Raw genomic sequence first — 19,123 nt, 5'->3', positions numbered from 1 at the left:
TATCGGAGGAATGATGATACACGAATATCTGCGCACCCTGATTTCCTTCGTTTTTGTGTTGGGCGTTCTGGTCACCTTTCACGAGCTTGGGCATTACCTTGCGGCCCGCTGGCGCGGTGTGCATGTGGAGGTCTTCTCGCTCGGGTTTGGTCCGGCCCTGTTTAAATGGCGCGACAAAAGTGGCACGGAATGGCGTATCTGCCCGATTCCCTTGGGCGGGTATGTGCGGCCGCACGGGTTTGATGACCCCGAGGACGCAACGGAAGAGCAGAAAGCCGCGTGGATTCCGGGCCGGACGTTCCATGATAAATCCGTCTGGTCGCGGGCTATCGTTATTCTGGCCGGACCGGTTTTCAATTTCATTCTGGCCTTTGTTCTGTTTGTGCTGCTGTTTGCCACGGCCGGGCAGCCGCAAGTGCGTAATGAGGTTGCCTCCGTTATGCCCGGTAGTGCGGCGCAGAACGCAGCCCTGCAAAAGGGCGATGTGATCCTGCGCATTGGCACGCATGACGTGGCGGGTGTTGCGGATGCACAGGCCACGGTGGCCCAGACCCCGGGGCAGAAGACAACGCTGCTGGTCCGGCGTGATGGCCAGCAGTTGGAAATTCCCCTGACCATAGGGTCCACGCAGGATTCGCACGGCGGGGCAGCGCACGGCCTGCTGGGTGTGGTCTTTGCGGTTGAGCCGGGCAAGGCGCTGCCTTTGCCACAAGCTATTGCAGCAGGTGCTCAGGCAACGTGGAGGACCACTGTGCAGACGCTCAATGGCGTGTGGCAGATCTTTAGCGGGCAGCATACAGCGCGGGATTTGGGCGGTCCGCTCAAGATCGCGCAGCTTTCCGGGCAGGTCGCGCAATATGGGTTTGCCAGCCTGCTGTCCTTCATGGCGCTGTTGTCTGTTAATCTGGGTCTTATCAATCTCTTTCCCGTTCCACTTCTTGATGGTGGACGTCTGGTTTTTTATGCCATAGAGGCAATAAGAGGGCGCCCGGTTTCCAAGCGGGTGCAAGAGGTTAGTTTCCAGACCGGGTTTGCCTTGCTGGCGGGTCTGTTTCTGTTTTCGACGTTCAATGATCTGTCCAGCTTCGGGTTGTTCAGGTGGGTTGCAACGCTCGCGGGTTGATAGTGAACTGGACGGAAAGGGAAGGCTTGCGTGACAAGGGTAAATTCGGATACGTCCCTTGCGGGCGAGACAAGAACGGAGGATGGGCTTCCGTGCTAAACCGACCCGGATGGAGGGAGGCAGATCTTGACGGGTAAACGTTCAGCCCTGTTCGTTTCTGTCTGCATGTTGCCTTTTTTCCTGATCGAGGGACGGGGGGCTATGGCCGCCCAGAACCCGGATGCAGAGGCACCAGCAGCTGTTGTTGCATCGCCCGAGGGCGATTCCGAAACCCCTCCCGCGCCACTGCCGGATGCTCAGCCAGCGCCCGTGGGGGTGATTGATGAGATCCGTGTCTCAGGCAACACCCGTATCGAGACCAATACGGTCTTGTCCTACATGGTTGTCCGCCCGGGTGATCCGTTTACGCAGGACGATCTCGATCGTTCCCTCAAAACCCTGTATGCTACGGGGCTGTTCAAGGATGTCACGCTCCGGCGCGAGGGCAGCACGCTGCTCGTCAAGCTGAAGGAAAACCCGATCGTCAACCGGATCGTGTTCGAGGGCAACCACGCCGCCAAGGATGAGGACCTGCGTAAGGTTCTCTCCCTGCGTCCGCGTGCGGTCTTCTCGGCGGAAACGACGGCCGATGACCGGCAGCGTATTCTGGAAGTCTATGCCCAGAAGTCCCGCTTTGCTGCGGTTGTTACGCCCCAGATCGTGCGTCTGGCGCACAATCGTGTGGACGTGATTTTTCAGGTGAACGAAGGCCCGAATACCAAAATCCGCAAGATCGCGTTTGTGGGCAATAAAGCTTACAACGAGGCTGAGCTTGCCGGTGCGATTTCCTCCAAGGAAACGGCCTGGTACCACTTTTTGGGTTCGTCGGACGAATATAACCCTGAACGCGTGAAGTACGACGGCGAACTGCTGCGGCGTTTTTATCTGCACAACGGCTATGTCGATTTCCAGATCAAGGACATAAAGGGCGAACTCTCGCCTGACCGCAAATCCTTCTACATTACCATTACCATGGATGAGGGGATACGTTACCGCTTGGGTAAGGTGGATATCCGCTCCAGCCTGCGGCACGTGCCCGCCAAGTCCTTGCGTAAGTATGTCGAGTTGTTCCCGCACCAGTGGTACGATGGCAAGGCCGTGCAGGATAATGCGACCGATATGGAGGAAGTACTCCAGTCGGAAGGGCATCCTTTTGCCGTGGTGCGCCCGACCATTGCCCGCAATCCTGAAAAGCGGATTGTTAATCTACTCTTTGACGTGAGCGAAGGTCCGCGGCGTTATATCGAGCGGATTGATATTAACGGCAACACCATTACGCAGGATAACGTGATCCGTCGGCAGCTTCCGTTTGCCGAAGGGGACCCCTACACGTCCAGTTACAAAAAATACGCCAAGGAAGGGGTCCAGGATCTGGGCTACTTCAAAACGGTTGATGTTAAGGACGCGCCTGGTTCCTCCCCGGATCGTGCGAACGTGTCTGTCAATGTTGTGGAAAAACCAACGGGCGAATTCTCGCTTGGTGGTGGTTACTCAACCGACGTGGGTATTATTGGTAACGTTGGGCTCAAGCAGCATAACCTGCTGGGCACAGGCGTGGATGCCGGGTTCTCGGGCACTGTTTCGTACTACCAGAAGCAGGCCGATCTTTCTGTTACGGACCCGGTCTTCCTTGGGCGTAATCTGGTCGTTGGTGCAGATATCTTCTTCATCGAAAATAATTACCAGACGTATCAGAACTACTCGGAAGGACGGTACGGTATTACCCTGCGTATGGGGTATTCCTATAACCGCTACCTGTCCCAGTCTTGGAACTACAGTCTGATCCGCCGTTGGGTTGGGGATATGTGGAGTGAATCCTCTCCATATGTTCAGGACCAGAAGGGCAAGTCGCTGCTCTCCCAGATCAGCACAACGATCATGTATGACCGGCGCGATAACCGCATGCAGCCGCATAGTGGTTACTTTGTGTCTGTCGGTGGAGACTTTGCCGGGATTGGCGGGGACGAAGATTACGTTCGTGGCAAAATCAACGGTGGTTATTACATCCCGCTTGATGACCTGACCAACAGCCATAACTGGACAGTCGCCTTCCGTGGTGGCGCTGGTTACCTTGCAGACTGGGGCAGCAACGGTCGCCACGATATTATCGATAACTTCTATCTGGGTGGTAACAACCTGCGCGGCTTCCTTGATGGTGGTGCTGGTCCACGAAGTGTTGGTAACGCGACCCATCAGTCCGAAGATCTGATTGGTGGCCGGTTTATGTACAATGCATCGGCCCAGTTGAACTTCCCGATCCCCTTCCTGACGGAAATGGGTGTGGGTGGTCGTGCCTTTGTGGATATGGGGACCGTGGCGGGCCTGCGTGTCAAACACCTGTACACCAACCCCGCAACCGCTGGCGCGAACTATACGGCTGTGTCGGGTGATATGTTGAGCCCACGTGTAAGTGCCGGTGCAGGCTTTTCGTGGAAAAGTCCGTTTGGTCTGTTGAATATTGACCTTGGTGTGCCGGTCAGACGCAGTTATAATGACCGCACACAGCTCCTTCGCTTCGGCTTCGGCCAGCAATTCTGAGGTAATGATGCGTTTCAGTTCAAAAGCTGCCCTTCTGGGGGCTGTTTGCCTTTCTTTTTCCGCAGCCCTCATGCCAGCCGCTCAGGCGGAAGGTGGCAATGGCTGGTTTGTGCCCAAAACCCAGCCCGCCGCTCAGGCTCCGCATCCTGCTGCGCATAATGCTGCTCCGGCGCCTGTTGCTCTGCCCGCTCCCGCTGCTGATAGTCAGGAAGCAGCGGATCAGGCTCCCCCGGTTCTGCCTCTCCCCCCCATTCCCAGCGCACCTGACGTTGCCAAGGAAGCACCGCCTCCCACCACCATTATTGGCGTGATCAGCGTATCTGGCGTCATGCGCCAGACTTCTGCTGCAATGCAGGTGGAGCGGGTTCTGGGTGGTCGCCGTGATGCGCTGGCGCAGGATCTTCAGCGTGAGCAGGCCGGCTGGCGCGATGAGCAGCAGACGTTGCAGGCTCAGGCCAAATCCCTGACATCCGACCAGATCCAGACGCGTGAGCGCAGCCTGCAGGCCAAGGTTATGAAGGCGCAGCGCGACTTCCGTAACCGTAACCGCATTATTCAGGAAGCCGCGCAGGTTTCTCTGGGGCAGATTGAACGTGAACTGGTGCAGGTCATCCAGAAAGTCGCCTCCGCTCATGGCATGAATCTGGTGCTGCATAGCGAGCAGGTCGCCCTGCACGTGGATGGTCAGGACATTACCAATGAAGTGGCCGCAAACCTGAACAAGGTTCTGCCCAGCGTCTTTATTCCCGAAGCGAATGTAGACCCTGAAGAACTGGCAAAATCAGGCAAAATGCCGACTACGGCTGATGGAGACCCGCAGATGGCCGCTTCCGGGCCTGCTCCTGCGGCACCTGCGGCTCCCGCCGGGAAAAAATAAGAATGGTGGATTGCAGGGCTTCTTCCGGCCCGGCTGATCCGCGTTTTTTTACGCGTGTCGGACCATTTGATGCGTCGGCACTGGCAGAAGCTGCCGGTGCCGACCTGAGACCTCCCCGGCAGGGGAGTTTTCCGCGTGATGGTTATACTGGTATAGCGCCTTTGCAGGTGGCCCGTGCGCGGGATGTTAGTTTTCTGGATAATCGGCGGTATGCCCATCTGCTGGAACATACCGAGGCTGGGCTGGTTATTGTTGCCCCCGCCTTTGCGGATAAGGTGCCTGCACACTCTGCGGCACTGGTGACTGCAACGCCCTATCTGGCCTGGTCACGTATTGCGCGACTGTTCCACCCGCGCTCACTCAGCAAGGCTGGTGTCCACCCTTGTGCGGTGGTAGATCCGTCCGCTGTTATTGACCCTACTGCCGAAGTGGGGCCTTTTGTGGTCGTGGGTGCAGCCGCGCAGGTTGGTCCGGGCTGCATTATTGGTTCCCATTCCGTTGTGGGGCAGGGCGTGCAGCTTGGGGCGGAGTGTCGTATTGGTCCCATGGTCACGTTGTCCCATGCTCTTGTGGGGGATCGGGTGACCATTCTGACCGGTGCGCGTATCGGGCAGGATGGTTTTGGGTTTGCAGTTGGCCCGGACGGGTTTGAGAGTGTTCCCCAGCTTGGTCGTGTGATTATTGAGCACGATGTGGAGATTGGCGCCAACAGCACCATTGATCGTGGTTCGGTCAATGATACGGTTATTGGCGCGGGCTCCCGGCTCGATAATCTGGTGCAGATCGGGCATAACGCGCAGTTGGGGCGTTGTTGCATTGTTGTGTCGCAGGCTGGTATTTCCGGCTCAACGGTGCTGGAAGACTATGTAACGGTTGCAGCGCAGGCCGGGCTTATCGGCCATATCCGTATTGGCGCCAAGGCGCGCATTGGCGCGCAATGTGGTGTTATGTCGGATGTTGAGCGTGGCGCAGATGTCATAGGCAGTCCGGCCATGCCGTTCCGGGAGTTCTTCCGTAACGTGGCGGTGCTGCGCAAGTTGGCAAAAAAAGCGTCTGGGTCGGCCAAGGGCGATTCAGACAAGGCATAACTTATCCCGGATTATGGTCCGGTACAGAGGGTGGTTTAGGGGACGTGGAGACACAACTAGAATCCCAGCAGGACGGCAAGACAATCGCGCGGATTGATGTCAACCGTATCATGCAGGCGATTCCTCACAGGTATCCTTTCCTTCTGATCGACAGGATGGAAGATATTGTCCTGGGGGAAGAGGCAACCGGTATCAAGAATGTCTCGGTCAACGAACCGTTTTTTCCGGGGCATTTCCCGGGGCGGCCCGTTATGCCCGGCGTCCTTATTGTGGAAGCCATGGCGCAGACTGCGGCAACGCTTGTTGTTCTCTCACTCGGAGAGGCCTTTGAGGGTAAGCTCGTCTATTTCATGACGATCGAAGGGGCAAAGTTCCGTCGTCCGGTAGAACCGGGCGATCAGTTGCGCATTCATGTGGTCAAGGAACGGCATCGCTCCAATGTATGGAAGTTCCGTGGTGAGGCGCGTGTTGATGGCGTTGTGGTGGCAGAAGCGACCTTTAGCGCCATGATCATGGGCTGATTTTTTGCGCTTGGTGTGCCAGTTGGCTCAAGATATGCTTCAGAACCGTTCGCTTTTGCCAGCCGACGTTCTGAAGCGTGAGCCTATGACACTGTGTTGCAGACAGGCGGATTATAAGGAACTGAAGTGGTGCACGCTGTAGAGGAAGCCAGGCAGACGCTTGTTCATCCAACGGCTCTGGTTGCCCCGGGGGCAAAGCTTGGGCAAGGCGTGGTTATTGGTCCGTGGTGTTCTGTGGGGCCGAATGCAGTGCTTGATGACGGGGTGGAACTGATCTCCCACGTTGTTGTGGATGGTCATACCCATCTGGGCGCGCATTCGCGCTACTTCCCGTTCTGTACGGTGGGCATGGCACCGCAGGACCTAAAATACAAAGGCGAGCCAACCCGGTGTGAGGTTGGTGCCCGCACTGTGGTGCGCGAGCATGTGACCATTCACAGAGGGACCGCCACGGGTTCTGGTATAACACGGGTTGGGCAGGACGTGCTCATCATGGCTAATGCCCATGTTGCGCATGACTGCGTGTTGGGCGACCGCGTGATCATTGTTAATAACGTGGTCATGGGTGGCCATGTGACAATTGGTAATGATGCGCGCATCATGGGTTCTGCCGCCATCCATCAGTTTGTCCGGATCGGGCATGCAGCACTTGTGGGCGGTGTTGCCGGGGTTGAGGCAGATATTATTCCCTATGGGAGTGTGCTGGGCAATCGTGCCCGGTTGATTGGCCTGCACTGGATATGGCTGCGGCGCAATGGTGTGCAGTCAGCCGAAATTCACCGGATGCGCAAAGCCTTTTTTGCCCTGTACCCCAAGGTATGCGCGGATGTGTCTTTTCAGGCGCGTCTGGAGCATGTGCGTCAGACATTTGCCGATGATGGCCGTATTCAGGAAATTCTGGATTTTATAGACGCGCCGAGCCGCAGGGGCCTTGTGCGCCCAGCACGTGGTGGTGCCGCTGATCAGGCCGAAACCGAAGGCGCGTGAGTGCCATGCCAACAACGGTTGGCATTCTGGCGGGGGGTGGTCCCCTGCCAGCCAGAGTGGCGGAAGCGGCGCATGCCGCAGGTCAGTCTGTTTTTATCATTGGGTTCGATGGATTTGCCGATCCCACAAGCCTCGCACCTTGGCCGCATGAGTGCGTACGCCTTGGCGCTGCGGGGCGTATGCTCAGTCTTTTGCGCGAGCATGCCTGTTCGGATCTGGTGCTGATCGGCCCCATCCGCCGTCCTTCCCTGCGTAGTCTATGCCCCGATGCCGAAGGTGCCCGTATTCTGGCGCGCCTTGGCAAGGCCCTGTTCGCGGGGGATGACGGGTTGCTGGCAGCACTGGTGCGTATTCTGGGGGAGGAGGGTTTTCGTGTGCGTGGCGCTCATGAGTTTTTGTTCCACTCCGTAGCCGGGCCGGGGGTTCTTGGTCACTTCGCTCCAGATGCGCAGGCTCTGGAGGACATCCGGCATGGGGTGCTTGTCGCTCAGACGCTTGGCAGGCTGGACATAGGGCAGGGCTGCGTGGTGCAGAATGGCGTTGTGCTGGCTGTGGAGGCCATGGAGGGCACGGACGCCATGCTGGCGCGCTCGGGGGCCTGTCGTCAGCCGGGGGAAGGTGGTGTGCTGGTCAAGCTGCTGAAGCCGGGGCAGGAAAAAAGAGCGGATATGCCCACCATTGGCCCAGTCACATTGCGTAACGCCCATGCGGCTGGCCTGCGCGGGATTGCGTTTGAAGCGGGGAACACTTTGCTGACCGACAGAGCCGCCTGTGTGGCGGAGGCCGAGCGCTTGGGGTTGTTCCTTATTGCCATAGACCCGGCGGCCGGTATGCCCTGCCTGGGGTAAAAGGCAGGGCAAAATGTTGACGAAGGGGAGGGCAGGCAATGTCCAGTTTTTTACACACCATGGTTCGTGTCCGCAGTCTTGAGCAGAGTTTGGGGTTTTATACCTTGCTTGGTATGCGCGAACTCCGGCGCAGGGATGTGCCGGAAGGCAGGTACACGCTTGTTTTTATCGGTTTTGCGGATAATGCCGCCGGACAGGCGGAAATTGAACTGACCTATAATTGGGGGCAGGACGATGGGTATGACCTGGGCACGGGCTTTGGGCATTTTGCCATAGGCGTGGCGGACGTAGCGGCATTAGTGGAGCGTGTTCGCGCAGGTGGCGGTAAAGTTGTGCGCGAGGCCGGGCCTGTCAAATTCGGCACCAGCATGATCGCCTTTGTGGAAGACCCGGACGGTTACAGGATTGAGTTGATCGAACGCCCGTAAAAAATCCTTAGCCTGTATTGCGTTGCTTCAGGCGGGCTGTCAGGCGGTCCAGCGAATCATTAATGGTGGTAGCGGCTTTTTTTGTGGCGGGGTCCTGACTGAGCAAAAGCTGCTCTGCGACCAGCATGGCGGGTGAGATAATACCGCGTATGTCATGCCGTAATTTTGGGTCGTCTTTCCCTAATGGGGCGGTGGGGCTGGGGGGCGTGGCGGGCTGGGGAGTGGCTGGTATGGGCAGGCATGTGGTTATCCATGCCGCACAGCCCCCTGCAAGGCCGACCAGCGCTGTGGTGAGCAGGGGATGCGCCCCTATGCCCATGCCCAGCAGGCAGGCCAGAACAGGCAGGCCAATAATAGCCAGAATGGTCCAAAACCGGGTGGATGAGGCAGGCATGCGGCGTTCCATCATGCGGATGATCGAGCGGGAATAGTCGTGCGACTCTGCGCCGCACATTGACGTTCTTCTATCTGAACTTTATAAGCCGCGACTTCAAGAGAGAGTGGCTCGTACTGCGGCCACTGGCGAAGCATATTCAAACTGAAGGGAGTGCAGCCATGAAGCGCACTTATCAACCGTCCCGGCTGGTCCGCAAGCGTCGTCACGGGTTCCGCACCCGTTCGGCTACTGTTGGCGGCCGTCGTATTCTGGCAAACCGCCGTTCCAAGGGCCGCAAGCGTCTTTCCGCGTAAGCGTTGCCCGGCAGTCCGGTTTTGATGGACTGGTCTGAAGGTCAGGAGCAGCCGGCGGCAGGGGCGCATGCGTCCTTGCGGCTTAAAAAGAGAAAAGAATTTCTCTTCATGGCAGCCAATGGGCGTAAGGCTCCGGTGTCTGGTCTTGTCCTTCAGTTTTTCAGGCGGCCCGATTCGGACCCTGCTCGTGTTGGCTTCACGGTGACCAAAAAAGTCGGTAATGCCGTGGTGCGTAACCGGGTACGCCGCAGGTTGCGTGAGGTTGTGCGCAGAGTGGAAGCCGATACACCGCTGAATGGGCTGGATCTGGTGCTGATCGGACGGGGGGCTACGCGTGAGCGCCCTTTTGATGCGCTGGTGGCCGATTTTCGGAAAGCGTTGAAACTCTGTATGCGGGATTAGTGAATGTCCCGTCTTGCATTCCTGTCGATCCTGCGCTGGAACACGGTTGTGCCGTTCAAGACCGCCGTTATGGGTGGTTGTTGAGTTTTCCATTTTTGTTATGTGCAGGGGGCCTGTAGGCCAGAGCTCATGGATTCAAAACGTCTCATACTGGCAACACTGTTGTCAGCTCTGGTTCTTATCGGGTTTGATTATTTCTTTCCCCAGGCTCCGGCTCACCAGCCCGCACAGCAGGTCACGCAGACCGAGGCCTCTAAGGCGGCTCCGGCAGCGGCTTCCTCTGCGTCTGCGGGGCAGGCGGTCACGGCGCAGCCTGCATCGGCCACACCAGCAGCGGATGTGGCCGATGGGCCAGATACCCGCATTGCCATCAATGCTCCCTCGGTTCAGGGCAGTATCAACCTGCGTGGTGCCCGGCTGGATGATCTGGTGCTCAAGCAGTACCGCGAGACCGTAAAGCCCAACAGCCCGGATGTGCGTGTTCTTAGCCCCGTGGACACCAAACGGGCGGACTATGTGGATTTCGGCTGGCGTGCGGCAACATCCGACGTGCCGGTAGCACTGCCCAACGCCCGCACATTGTGGAAAGCCTCCGGCACCCAGTTGGACGGGGAACACCCGATCACGCTGAGTTGGGATAACGGGCAGGGGCTGACGTTCGAAGTCGCCCTTGGGGTGGACAAGGACTATATGTTCACCGTGACCCAGCGCGTGCACAACGCAACGGGCCAGAGTGTTGCTCTTTTCCCTTACTACCGTGTGAATCGTGGTTACACCCCCGAAGAAACCGGCGGCATGCTGGTGCATGAAGGCCCGATTTCGGTCATTGATGGCCGTCTGAACGAAGGGTCCTACAAGTCGGTCCGTAACGACGGCGTTCCGCCCGAAAACGTGGCGTGGAGCCATCAGGGCACAGGCGGCTGGGCCGGGATTACCGATAAATACTGGCTGATGGCTATTGTGCCCGATCAGGCGTCCAGCGTGGTTGGCACGTATGCGTGGCAGGCAGCGCAGACGCAGTATCAGGTCGGCTTTACCGCCACGGCTCCCATGCAGGTGGGTGCTGGGCAGACAGTCTCCACGCAGGCGCATGTGTTTGCTGGTGCAAAGGAAGTGCGGCTGCTTGAGCAGTATGAACACGACCTGCACATTCCCATGTTCTGGAAAGCCGTGGACTTTGGGTGGCTCTCCTTCCTGACCCGCCCTGTGTTTTTTGTGCTGGACTGGCTGAACAGCCATCTGGGCAGTTTTGGTCTGGCCCTGCTGACCTTTACAGTTATTGTTAAGGTGGCCTTCCTGCCTCTGACCATCAAACAGATGCGTATGACGTGGAAGACCTCCCGCCTGAAGCCGCAGGTTGATCTGATCCGTGCGCGCCACAAGGATGACCCGGTGGTGATGCAGCAGCAGATCATGATGCTGTATCGCAAAGAGAACGTCAGCCTGTTTGGCGGGTTCCTGCCCCTGTTCATTCAGGCCCCCGTGTTCTGGTGTCTCTACAAGGACCTGTACGTCACGATCGAAATGCGTCACGCTCCCTTTGTGGGCTGGGTGAAGGATCTTTCGGCGCAGGACCCGACCAATATTTTCAATCTGTTCGGTCTGATCCCGTTTGACCCCACGCAGATCCTGCCGTTGCTGACGCTTGGCGCATGGCCGATCATTTATGGTGCCACCATGTTTGTCATGCAGAAGGTCAGCGCAAGCTCCACCAGCATGGACCCCGCACAGCAGAAGGTGATGATGTTCATTCCGCTGCTGTTCACGTTCTTCATGGCGCGGCAGCCTGTTGGTCTGGTCATTTATTACTGCTGGAGCAACGTGCTGACCGCCATCCAGCAGATTATCATCATGGGTCGCCTCAAAGCGGCGGACGCCAAGCCCCAACTGGTTGCCAAAAAATGACGTATCAAGAGCCTTCTTTCCGAGAACTGAAGGACGAAGCAGACATCGCCGCCGCTCTGGAAGAAGGGCGGCGGCTTTTTGCCGGGTCTTGTGACTTTGTTTTTGGCGCGCAAAAGCTGGGGCAACTGCCCCCGGAGACCTTGCCGGAAATTGCGTTTGCCGGGCGCTCCAACGTGGGTAAGTCCAGCCTGATCAACGCCCTGACAGGACGCAAGACGCTTGCGCGCGCCTCATCCGAGCCGGGGCGGACCAAGCAGTTGAACTTTTTTGACCTTGCTCAGCGCCTGATGCTGGTGGACATGCCCGGCTATGGCTTTGCCCGCGCAGCCAAGTCCGTAAAGGAAGACTGGCAGGAAATGATGTTCGACTACCTGCGAGGCCGGCCCAGCCTGCGCCGGGTCGTACTGCTGCTGGACGCACGGGTGGAAATGAAAACGCATGATCAGGATGTTATGAAACTGCTCGACCGCGCGGCGGTCAGCTTTCAGGTTGTGCTGACCAAGTGTGATGACGTTAAACCCACGGCCCTTGCACGCAAGCAGGCCGATGTGGAGGCCGAAATCGCACGCCATGCGGCGGCTTTTCCGCATCTTTCTCTTACTAGCAGCCAGACCGGGCAGGGCATTGAGGCATTGCGGGCGGAACTGGCAGAATTTGCCCTGACCTGATCAGGAAAAAACGGACAGACGACGGCAGGATTTTCAGAGCATGACTGAACCGAGACTCCCTTCTTCCGGCCCCAAGCATGATGCAGTGCATGAGGCCGCCGTTCTGGCTAACGCCCTGCCATACCTGCGGCGCTACGCGGGGGACACCATTGTGGTCAAGTATGGTGGCCATGCCATGGGGGATATTGGTCTGGCCAAGACCTTCGGGCGGGACATTGCCCTGCTCAAACAGGTGGGGATTAACCCGGTTGTGGTGCATGGGGGTGGTCCGCAGATCAACCAGATGCTCAAGCGGCTGGACATTCCCTCGCACTTCATTGACGGGCTGCGGGTTACAGACGCCAACGTGGTGGATGTGATCGAAATGGTTCTGGCCGGTTCGGTCAACAAGCAGGTGGCGGAGCTTATCTGCGAGGCCGGGGCTCTTGCTGTCGGGATTTCGGGCAAGGACGGCAAGATGATCACCGCGCGCAAGATGCGCCGTACCGTGCGGGATATGGATAGCCAGATCGAACGCGTGCTGGATCTGGGGTTTGTAGGGGAACCGGTCAAGGTTGACCCGCGTGTGATCTACGCCCTGTCCGGTTCGGGCCTTATTCCGGTTATAGCGCCCGTAGGCCTTGGTGAGGACGGCGAGACCTATAATATTAACGCCGATACCGCAGCCGGTGCCGTGGCGGGTGCTGTGCATGCCACACGCCTGCTGATGCTGACCGATGTACCCGGTGTGCTGGACAAGCAGGGTAACCTTATTCCCGAACTGACCGCAGCACAGGCCCGTCAGGCTATTGAGGACGGAGTGATTACCGGCGGTATGATCCCCAAAGTGGAAACCTGCATTGAGGCGGTGCAGGGGGGCGCGCGTGGGGCGGTCATTATTGATGGCCGCATGCCCCATGCCTGCCTGCTGGAACTGTTCACGGCCTCTGGTTCGGGCACGCTCATCCGCGCGGAGTAAATGTCCGCGCGGGGCAGGGGCCGCCGCATAAGACCCGCGTTGACAGGACAGGCCCCTGTCCGCATGGTCTTTATCCTCTTTTGTTGCCGGGCGGGCCTGTCGCCCGGGCTGAATTTTCCTTAGTTTCTGATTGGTATGCCATGACAGACGAAACCCTCCGCGCTCATATTGAAACCCTGTGGGAAGGCCGTGACGGCATTTCTTCCGCAACGGTGGGCAAAGACCGTGACGCCATTGAAGCAGCGCTTGAAGCGCTGGATTCTGGCCGCCTGCGTGTGGCCGCCCCGCAGGAAGATGGATGGGTTGTGCATGAATGGCTGAAAAAGGCCGTGCTGCTCTCCTTCCGTCTGAATGACAGTGTTGTTCAGCCCGGTGGTGCCGCTGGCGCTCCCGCGTATGACAAGGTGCCTCTCAAGTTTGCCGGCTGGGATCAGGCGCGGTTTGACAAGGCCGGGTTCCGCGTGGTGCCGGGCGCTGTTGTGCGCCGCTCCGCCTTTATTGCTCCCGGTGCCGTGCTGATGCCCAGCTTTGTCAACGTGGGTGCCCGCGTGGACAGCGGCACCATGGTGGACACATGGGCAACGGTTGGTAGCTGTGCGCAGATTGGCAAAAACTGCCATATCAGCGGCGGCGCGGGTATTGGTGGCGTGCTGGAGCCGTTGCAGGCTGCACCGGTCATTATTGAGGACAACTGCTTTATTGGTGCCCGTTCGGAAGTGGCCGAGGGTGTTATTGTGGAACGGGGTTCCGTTTTGTCCATGGGTGTGTTCCTTGGTGCTTCCACCAAGATTGTGGACCGCGCAACGGGCGAAATTTACATGGGCCGCGTGCCTGCCTATTCCGTGGTGGTTCCCGGCACCATGCCGTCTTCCAACCCGGTTGGCCCGGATGGTCGCCCCAACCCGGCACTGGCCTGCGCGGTTATTGTGAAGCGTGTTGATGAGCGGACCCGCTCCAAGACCTCTATCAACGAACTGCTGCGCGACTGAACCGCCAATGCCTAAAGGACGAGACTGACGTATGACAAAAGGCACATCAGGCCCACTTCCCGCTGATCTGGCGCTGACAGACCCGGTGGCTGTGGCCCGGTTGCTCATCCGTCAGCCTTCGGTCTCCCCCGACCCCGGTGAATCCCAGCTTCTGCTGGGTGCCATGCTGGCCAGTCTGGGGTTTACGGTCACGCACCTGCCATTTGGCGAGGGAGCGGAGCGGACCCCCAACCTGTTTGCCCGACTGGGGGAGGGGGCTCCACATATCTGCTACGCCGGACATACCGACGTAGTGCCTGCGGGCAACGAGTCCGATTGGACGCATCCTCCGTTTGCTGCCGATATTGTGGACGGCGTGCTCTATGGCCGGGGTGCTTGCGACATGAAAGGCGGCATTGCCGCCTGTGTGGCGGCCATTGCCCGCCATGTGCAGGCCGGTATGGGCCGTGGTTCCATCAGCCTGCTGATTACGGGGGATGAGGAAGGCCCAGCCACCTACGGCACCCAAAAGGTTCTGGAATGGATGGCCGCACACGGCCACATTCCCGACTACTGCCTTGTGGGGGAGCCAACAAACCCCCAGACCTTGGGGGAGATGGTCAAGGTTGGCCGCCGGGGCAGCCTGAATGCCCATATTACAGTCGAGGGTACGCAGGGGCACGTGGCTTATCCACACCGGGCCGATAACCCCGTGCATCGGCTGCTCGCTGTTCTGGATGCCCTGCGGGCCACACCACTGGACCATGGCTCGGAGTATTTTGAACCCTCCGGCCTTCAGGTCACCAGTCTGGACGTGGGGAATACCGCAACCAACCTGATTCCCGCGCGGGCGCAGGCTCGGCTGAACATCCGGTTCAATGACCTGCATACGGGTGCAGACCTTGCCGGTTGGATAAAAACCGTGTGTTCCCAGCATGCGCCCCGGTCGCATGTTGATATTAATATTAGCGGCGAGTCCTTTTTTGCCCCACCGGGGGAGGAAATGGCGGTGCTGCAACAGGCCATCACAAGTGTTACGGGGCTTTCTCCCAAACTGGATACGGGGGGGGGCACGTCAGATGCGCGCTTTATTGCCCGGTATTGCCCGGTGGCGGAGTTTGGTCTGGTCGGGGCGAGTATTCATAAGGTGGATGAACATGCAGCCGTTGCTGACATGGAAAAGCTGACCCGGATTTATGAAGCCTTCTTTAAAGGGGTAGGGGCGTGATTCCAGATACTGGCAAGTTAGGCGCGGTTCGTCGCATATTACAGGGCATGTTGCAGTTGGCCGCTGGCAAGCGGGAGGGGTTAGCCTGTTTTGAAGGGACGCCAGATGCTTTTGGCGCGGCCCTTGCACCGCAGATGGCCTGCATACTGGTGGGGGGGATTCAGATATTCCTGCTGCCAGATAAGGTTATGTCAGCCACCAAACTGCTTCTTTCTTTGTGCGTGCTGTTTCTGCCTGCGGTTATTTCCCATTTTTATGCACACCGCTGGGGGCGCGGCGCGCTGTGGCTGCGTTATATTACGGCGGCAACCTGGTGTGGCTGGGTTGTGGTGCTGATCTCGCTCGCCTGTGCGCTTATTGCCGCTGTGATTACGCCCGATATCGCCCGCCAGCAGGTTTTTATTGGCGCTCTGGCGCTCTGTGCGGCGGCGTATGAACTCTGGCTGCAATGGTTTGTGGCCAAGGTGGGCCTTGGTATTTCGGGTGGGCGCGCAGCACTGCTGTATGTGTCCATCCTGCTGGCATCGATCACGCTGTATGCTTTGGCGGCACTGTTGCCCCCGCATTACATGGTGATCAATGACCTGCTTCAACCCATGGTGAACATGAAAGCAGGTTGAGGGCGCGCGCCTTCAACCTTGCTGGCCATGCAACAGTCTGGGGATGCTTTATCGCCCAGCAGGCGTATTTTTTGCGTGCGGTTCTATTCTGCCATATTGCCAAACGGGTCGGGCTCGTAGCCAACACCGTTTAAGTACAATCCATCTGGCGGGGCTGTGGGGCCAGCCGCGCTACGGTCGCGCGCGGCCAGAGCATGGGCGACCCGCTCTGGCTCCCATGCGCCAGTCCCCACTTTTTTAAGTGTTCCAACCATGTTGCGTACCTGATGGTGCAAAAACGAGCGGGCCTTGGCAAAGACCACCACCTCGTCCCCTTCCCGCGTGATGTCCAGTTGGTCCAGCGTACGGATGGGGCTGTTGGCCTGACAGGCTACAGCGCGGAAGGATGTAAAGTCATGCAGGCCAAGCAGCATGTTGGCGGCTTCTTGCATGCGCTGCACATCAAGTGGGGATTTAACGTGCCACACATGGCACTCGGCCAGTGCGGGCCGTGTGCGCCGGTTGAGAATACGGTAGCGGTAAGACCGCCATGTGGCGGAAAACCGTGCACTCCAGTCCAGACTGACGGGAGCCGCATTGAGCACAACAACGGCATGGGGTTTGAGGTGGTAGCTCAACCCCTCCCGCACGGAGTAGCTGGAAAAACGGGCATCTGCGGGGAAGTCCAGATGCGCGACCTGTGCCAGAGCATGCACGCCCGAATCCGTGCGACCGGCTGTAATGCTGGGCACGGTTCTGCCGCCCGCAAGGCGGAAGGCAGCCTCTTCCAGCAAAGCCTGAACGGAAAGGCCGGAAGCCTGCCGCTGCCAGCCCACAAGCCCGCGTCCGTCATATTCCAGTTGAACAGCCCAACGCTGGATGGCGGGGTCGGTCATGGCGTATTGCTGGGGGGGAGGGTACCAAGGCGTGTGCCCGCAGGCAGGGGTTGCCCGCGCAGGAAGGCATCAGCTTCCATCATGCCGCGACCGGGCCGTTGCAGGCGGGTCAGGCGGATGAAGCCCGTGCCACATGCCACGCTCAATTGGTCATCCACGACTGTGCCGGGGGCTGCGGCTTGCGCGGCGGAATGTTCAGGTCCGCCGGATGGTCCTGTTGGGGGGGGGATTGGCAGACCCCCGCCAATTTTGATTACGGTGCCATCCGCGAGGGTAGTAAACGTGCCCGGCCATGGGGTAAGGGCCCGAATCTGGCGGTCAATTGCGGTGGCGTCCTGTGCCCAGTCAATGCGTCCATCTTCACGTGTCAGGCGGGCGGCGTAGGTGACCCCCGTATCTGGCTGTATCTGTCGCGCCGGGCGGTTTGCACCAAGGCGTGCCTGTGTGTCTGCCACAGACTGCGTTGGTGGTGGAAAATCCTGCAACACACGTAGCACCATGCTCCCCCCCAGTGCGCTCAGGGCATCGTGCAGGGTGGTGGCGGTTGTGTGGGCTGTAATGGGCACGGCCTTACGCAGGAGCATGGGGCCTGTGTCCAGCCCTGCTTCCATCTGCATGATGGTTACCCCACTTTGTGTATCTCCCGCCCAGATCGCACTCTGGATGGGGGATGCTCCCCGCCAGCGGGGCAGCAGGCTGGCATGGATGTTCAGGCAGCCCATTGCGGGGGCGTCCAGCATGGTCTGGGGCAGGATCAGCCCGTAAGCGGCCACAATGGCGGCATCGGCGCGCAGGGCGGCAAATGCCTCCCATTCCTCCATATTGTTGCGGAGCGAGAGGGGGTGGCGCACTGGCAGGCCAAGCTCCTGCGCGGCTTGCTGCACGGGGGATGCGCGCAAGGCTTTGCCCCGTCCGGCGGGGCGGGGGGGCTGGGAATACACGGCAACAATATCGTGCCCCGCGGCATGGAGAGCCTTTAGGGCGGGTACGGCAAAATCTGGCGTACCCATAAAAACAAGACGCATCGGGCGGGGGTTTTCCACTTAGTTGCGCTTCAGGTCCTTGGCCAGACGGCGCAGGATCATGTTGCGGCGCAGGGCGGAAAGGTGGTCCACGAACAGAACACCATCCAGATGGTCAAGCTCATGCTGTATGCAGGTGGCCAGCAGGCCATCCACATCGCGCTCCTGCTTGTCCCCATTGATGGTGTGCCAGCGCACGCGCACTTTTTCGGGGCGGACCACTTCGGCATACTGGCTGGGCAGGGAAAGGCAGCCTTCCTCCCGCGTGGACATTTCTTCCGTTTCGGCCACAATTTCGGGGTTGATCAGGATCATGGGCTCGCGGTTTTCTTTTTCGCCCAGATCGATCAGAACAAAGCGTTGGCTCAGGCCAACCTGCGGGGCAGCCAGCCCAATGCCGGGGGCCTGATACATGGCGGCAAACATGCCGGGCAGAATCTTTTGGATTTCTGCCATATCTTCAGGTTTGACCAGTCTTGCTTTCTGGCGCAGCACGGGGTGGGGCGGCGTCAGGATGGTAAGAGGGGCCGCTTTATCCGAGGCAGCGGAAAATGCGGCGTCTGTCAGGGCTGCGTTTGTCATACAGCCCGATTTAGCGTCGTGTTGTGGCGGATGCCAGTATAAAACGGCATTAAAAGCTGTTCTGGCGCAAAAAATCTGTCACTTTGCCGCCACAATATGGCGCGCAAACCACAGTGTTGGGCCATCAGACCATAATGACGCGGGACACAGGGTTGCGTGTGTCCGCCTCTATCCCATATCGTGGAGGGACCGGATGCCAAGGCGGGTCCGGTTTTATACGTCTCGCTCAGAAAGGAGGAGGCTTGTACAATGTCAGGCAGGCTTTTTGGCTCGCCCATGTTTTTGGGTTTTGATCATCTGGAACAGATGTTGGAACGTGCCAGCAAGGGTTCGGGTGATGGCTACCCCCCTTACAACATAGAGCAGATAGCCCCCAACGGCCTGCGTATTACTCTTGCGGTTGCCGGTTTTAGGATGGAAGATCTCCAGATCACACAAGAGGACAACCAGCTTGTGATCCGTGGTCGGCAGGTGGAAGAGGGAGAAGAGCGCGTTTATCTGCATCGCGGTATTGCCTCCCGCCAGTTCCAGAAGGCTTTTGTGCTGGCCGAAGGAATAGAAATTGGCGGTGCATGGTTGGATAACGGGTTGTTGCATATTGATCTTTTCCGCCCGCAGCCGGAGGTGAGGGTCAAGCAGATCGAGATCATGCAGGGTGGGCAAAAAGGGCAGGGCGCTGCTGGTTCAGGCGTTAAGCCCCGGCCCACGCCACGTATGCTGCATCCGGTCATGGATGTAGACGGTAGTTAAAACCCG

21 protein-coding genes are annotated in these 19,123 nt (G+C 58.8%); 17 read left to right on the top strand and 4 right to left on the bottom strand.

Translation table 11 applies throughout. From position 1 onward, the window contains the following. Positions 1-10: 10 nt before the first annotated feature. From rseP to gloA, 8 genes are all read left to right on the top strand, one after another. Positions 11-1,123, top strand: coding sequence for an RIP metalloprotease RseP (gene rseP, locus GOB86_RS05980; protein ID WP_194301103.1), 1,113 nt, complete (start codon positions 11-13; stop codon positions 1,121-1,123). 165 nt (positions 1,124-1,288) lie between these two features. Continuing rightward, entirely contained in the window at positions 1,289-3,700 is a 2,412-nt protein-coding gene (gene bamA / locus GOB86_RS05975) for an outer membrane protein assembly factor BamA (RefSeq protein WP_165991512.1), read from the top strand. 4 nt (positions 3,701-3,704) lie between these two features. After that, the gene (locus GOB86_RS05970; protein WP_165991456.1) at positions 3,705-4,577 is read left to right on the top strand and encodes an OmpH family outer membrane protein; all 873 of its coding nucleotides are present in this window, start codon (positions 3,705-3,707) and stop codon (positions 4,575-4,577) included. A 2-nt stretch (positions 4,578-4,579) separates the two neighbouring features. Beyond that, complete coding sequence (lpxD, locus tag GOB86_RS05965) at positions 4,580-5,665, top strand: UDP-3-O-(3-hydroxymyristoyl)glucosamine N-acyltransferase (RefSeq protein ID WP_165991455.1); 1,086 nt, start codon at positions 4,580-4,582, stop codon at positions 5,663-5,665. 83 nt (positions 5,666-5,748) lie between these two features. Continuing rightward, the gene (gene fabZ, locus GOB86_RS05960; protein WP_264813731.1) at positions 5,749-6,186 is read left to right on the top strand and encodes a 3-hydroxyacyl-ACP dehydratase FabZ; all 438 of its coding nucleotides are present in this window, start codon (positions 5,749-5,751) and stop codon (positions 6,184-6,186) included. Between the two features lie 129 nt (positions 6,187-6,315). Then, positions 6,316-7,173 carry an acyl-ACP--UDP-N-acetylglucosamine O-acyltransferase gene (lpxA, locus tag GOB86_RS05955; RefSeq protein WP_165991511.1) on the top strand — a complete coding sequence of 286 codons (858 nt, stop codon included), beginning with the start codon at positions 6,316-6,318 and terminating at the stop codon, positions 7,171-7,173. Positions 7,174-7,178: 5 nt separating this feature from the next. Continuing rightward, positions 7,179-8,021 (top strand): LpxI family protein, encoded by an 843-nt coding sequence (locus GOB86_RS05950; protein WP_165991453.1) that lies wholly within the window; start codon positions 7,179-7,181, stop codon positions 8,019-8,021. A 38-nt stretch (positions 8,022-8,059) separates the two neighbouring features. After that, the gene (gloA, locus tag GOB86_RS05945; RefSeq protein ID WP_165991452.1) at positions 8,060-8,449 is read left to right on the top strand and encodes a lactoylglutathione lyase; all 390 of its coding nucleotides are present in this window, start codon (positions 8,060-8,062) and stop codon (positions 8,447-8,449) included. A 7-nt stretch (positions 8,450-8,456) separates the two neighbouring features. Here gloA and GOB86_RS05940 read toward each other — a convergent pair whose 3' ends face one another. Further along, positions 8,457-8,903 (bottom strand): hypothetical protein, encoded by a 447-nt coding sequence (locus GOB86_RS05940; RefSeq protein WP_165991424.1) that lies wholly within the window; start codon positions 8,901-8,903, stop codon positions 8,457-8,459. A 101-nt stretch (positions 8,904-9,004) separates the two neighbouring features. Between GOB86_RS05940 and rpmH the strand changes: the two genes are divergently transcribed. The 8 genes from rpmH (at position 9,005) to GOB86_RS05900 (ending at position 15,888) form a co-directional block, all read left to right on the top strand. Continuing rightward, a complete protein-coding gene (gene rpmH, locus GOB86_RS05935; RefSeq protein WP_081774758.1) occupies positions 9,005-9,139 on the top strand; it encodes a 50S ribosomal protein L34 in 135 nt (44 codons plus the stop codon). 24 nt (positions 9,140-9,163) lie between these two features. Continuing rightward, positions 9,164-9,541: a ribonuclease P protein component gene (gene rnpA / locus GOB86_RS05930; protein WP_165991451.1), complete on the top strand. Its 378-nt coding sequence runs from the start codon at positions 9,164-9,166 to the stop codon at positions 9,539-9,541. A gap of 129 nt (positions 9,542-9,670) precedes the next feature. Beyond that, a complete protein-coding gene (gene yidC, locus GOB86_RS05925) occupies positions 9,671-11,446 on the top strand; it encodes a membrane protein insertase YidC (RefSeq protein ID WP_165991450.1) in 1,776 nt (591 codons plus the stop codon). Then, the gene (gene yihA / locus GOB86_RS05920) at positions 11,443-12,114 is read left to right on the top strand and encodes a ribosome biogenesis GTP-binding protein YihA/YsxC (RefSeq protein WP_165991449.1); all 672 of its coding nucleotides are present in this window, start codon (positions 11,443-11,445) and stop codon (positions 12,112-12,114) included. Before yidC ends, yihA begins: the two co-directional genes overlap by 4 nt. A gap of 40 nt (positions 12,115-12,154) precedes the next feature. Next, positions 12,155-13,072 carry an acetylglutamate kinase gene (gene argB / locus GOB86_RS05915; RefSeq protein ID WP_165991448.1) on the top strand — a complete coding sequence of 306 codons (918 nt, stop codon included), beginning with the start codon at positions 12,155-12,157 and terminating at the stop codon, positions 13,070-13,072. Positions 13,073-13,212: 140 nt separating this feature from the next. Continuing rightward, complete coding sequence (dapD, locus tag GOB86_RS05910) at positions 13,213-14,061, top strand: 2,3,4,5-tetrahydropyridine-2,6-dicarboxylate N-succinyltransferase (protein WP_165991447.1); 849 nt, start codon at positions 13,213-13,215, stop codon at positions 14,059-14,061. A gap of 31 nt (positions 14,062-14,092) precedes the next feature. Beyond that, positions 14,093-15,268 (top strand): succinyl-diaminopimelate desuccinylase, encoded by a 1,176-nt coding sequence (gene dapE / locus GOB86_RS05905; RefSeq protein WP_165991446.1) that lies wholly within the window; start codon positions 14,093-14,095, stop codon positions 15,266-15,268. Further along, positions 15,265-15,888, top strand: a complete 624-nt coding sequence (locus tag GOB86_RS05900) for a hypothetical protein (protein WP_165991445.1) — start codon at positions 15,265-15,267, stop codon at positions 15,886-15,888. Before dapE ends, GOB86_RS05900 begins: the two co-directional genes overlap by 4 nt. An 83-nt stretch (positions 15,889-15,971) precedes the next feature. Here GOB86_RS05900 and truA read toward each other — a convergent pair whose 3' ends face one another. The 3 genes from truA to def are packed head-to-tail and all read right to left on the bottom strand — an operon-like array spanning position 15,972 to position 18,367. After that, positions 15,972-16,763: a tRNA pseudouridine(38-40) synthase TruA gene (truA, locus tag GOB86_RS05895; RefSeq protein WP_165991444.1), complete on the bottom strand. Its 792-nt coding sequence runs from the start codon at positions 16,761-16,763 to the stop codon at positions 15,972-15,974. Beyond that, positions 16,760-17,788 (bottom strand): methionyl-tRNA formyltransferase, encoded by a 1,029-nt coding sequence (gene fmt, locus GOB86_RS05890; protein ID WP_165991443.1) that lies wholly within the window; start codon positions 17,786-17,788, stop codon positions 16,760-16,762. The genes truA and fmt overlap by 4 nt, the downstream gene beginning before the upstream one ends. A gap of 18 nt (positions 17,789-17,806) precedes the next feature. Continuing rightward, on the bottom strand, positions 17,807-18,367 hold the full coding sequence (gene def, locus GOB86_RS05885) for a peptide deformylase (RefSeq protein ID WP_165991442.1): 561 nt from the start codon (positions 18,365-18,367) through the stop codon (positions 17,807-17,809). 249 nt (positions 18,368-18,616) lie between these two features. On the opposite strand from def, the gene GOB86_RS05880 reads away from it, so the two are divergent. Beyond that, a complete protein-coding gene (locus GOB86_RS05880) occupies positions 18,617-19,117 on the top strand; it encodes an Hsp20 family protein (protein WP_165991441.1) in 501 nt (166 codons plus the stop codon). Positions 19,118-19,123: the final 6 nt, after the last annotated feature.

It is taken from the genome of Acetobacter lambici, from assembly GCF_011516885.1.
In the GTDB taxonomy this organism is placed as follows: Bacteria; Pseudomonadota; Alphaproteobacteria; order Acetobacterales; family Acetobacteraceae; genus Acetobacter; species Acetobacter lambici.
Note: the sequence above shows the minus strand (reverse complement) of the source record. Positions and strands in the feature narration are given on the sequence as shown.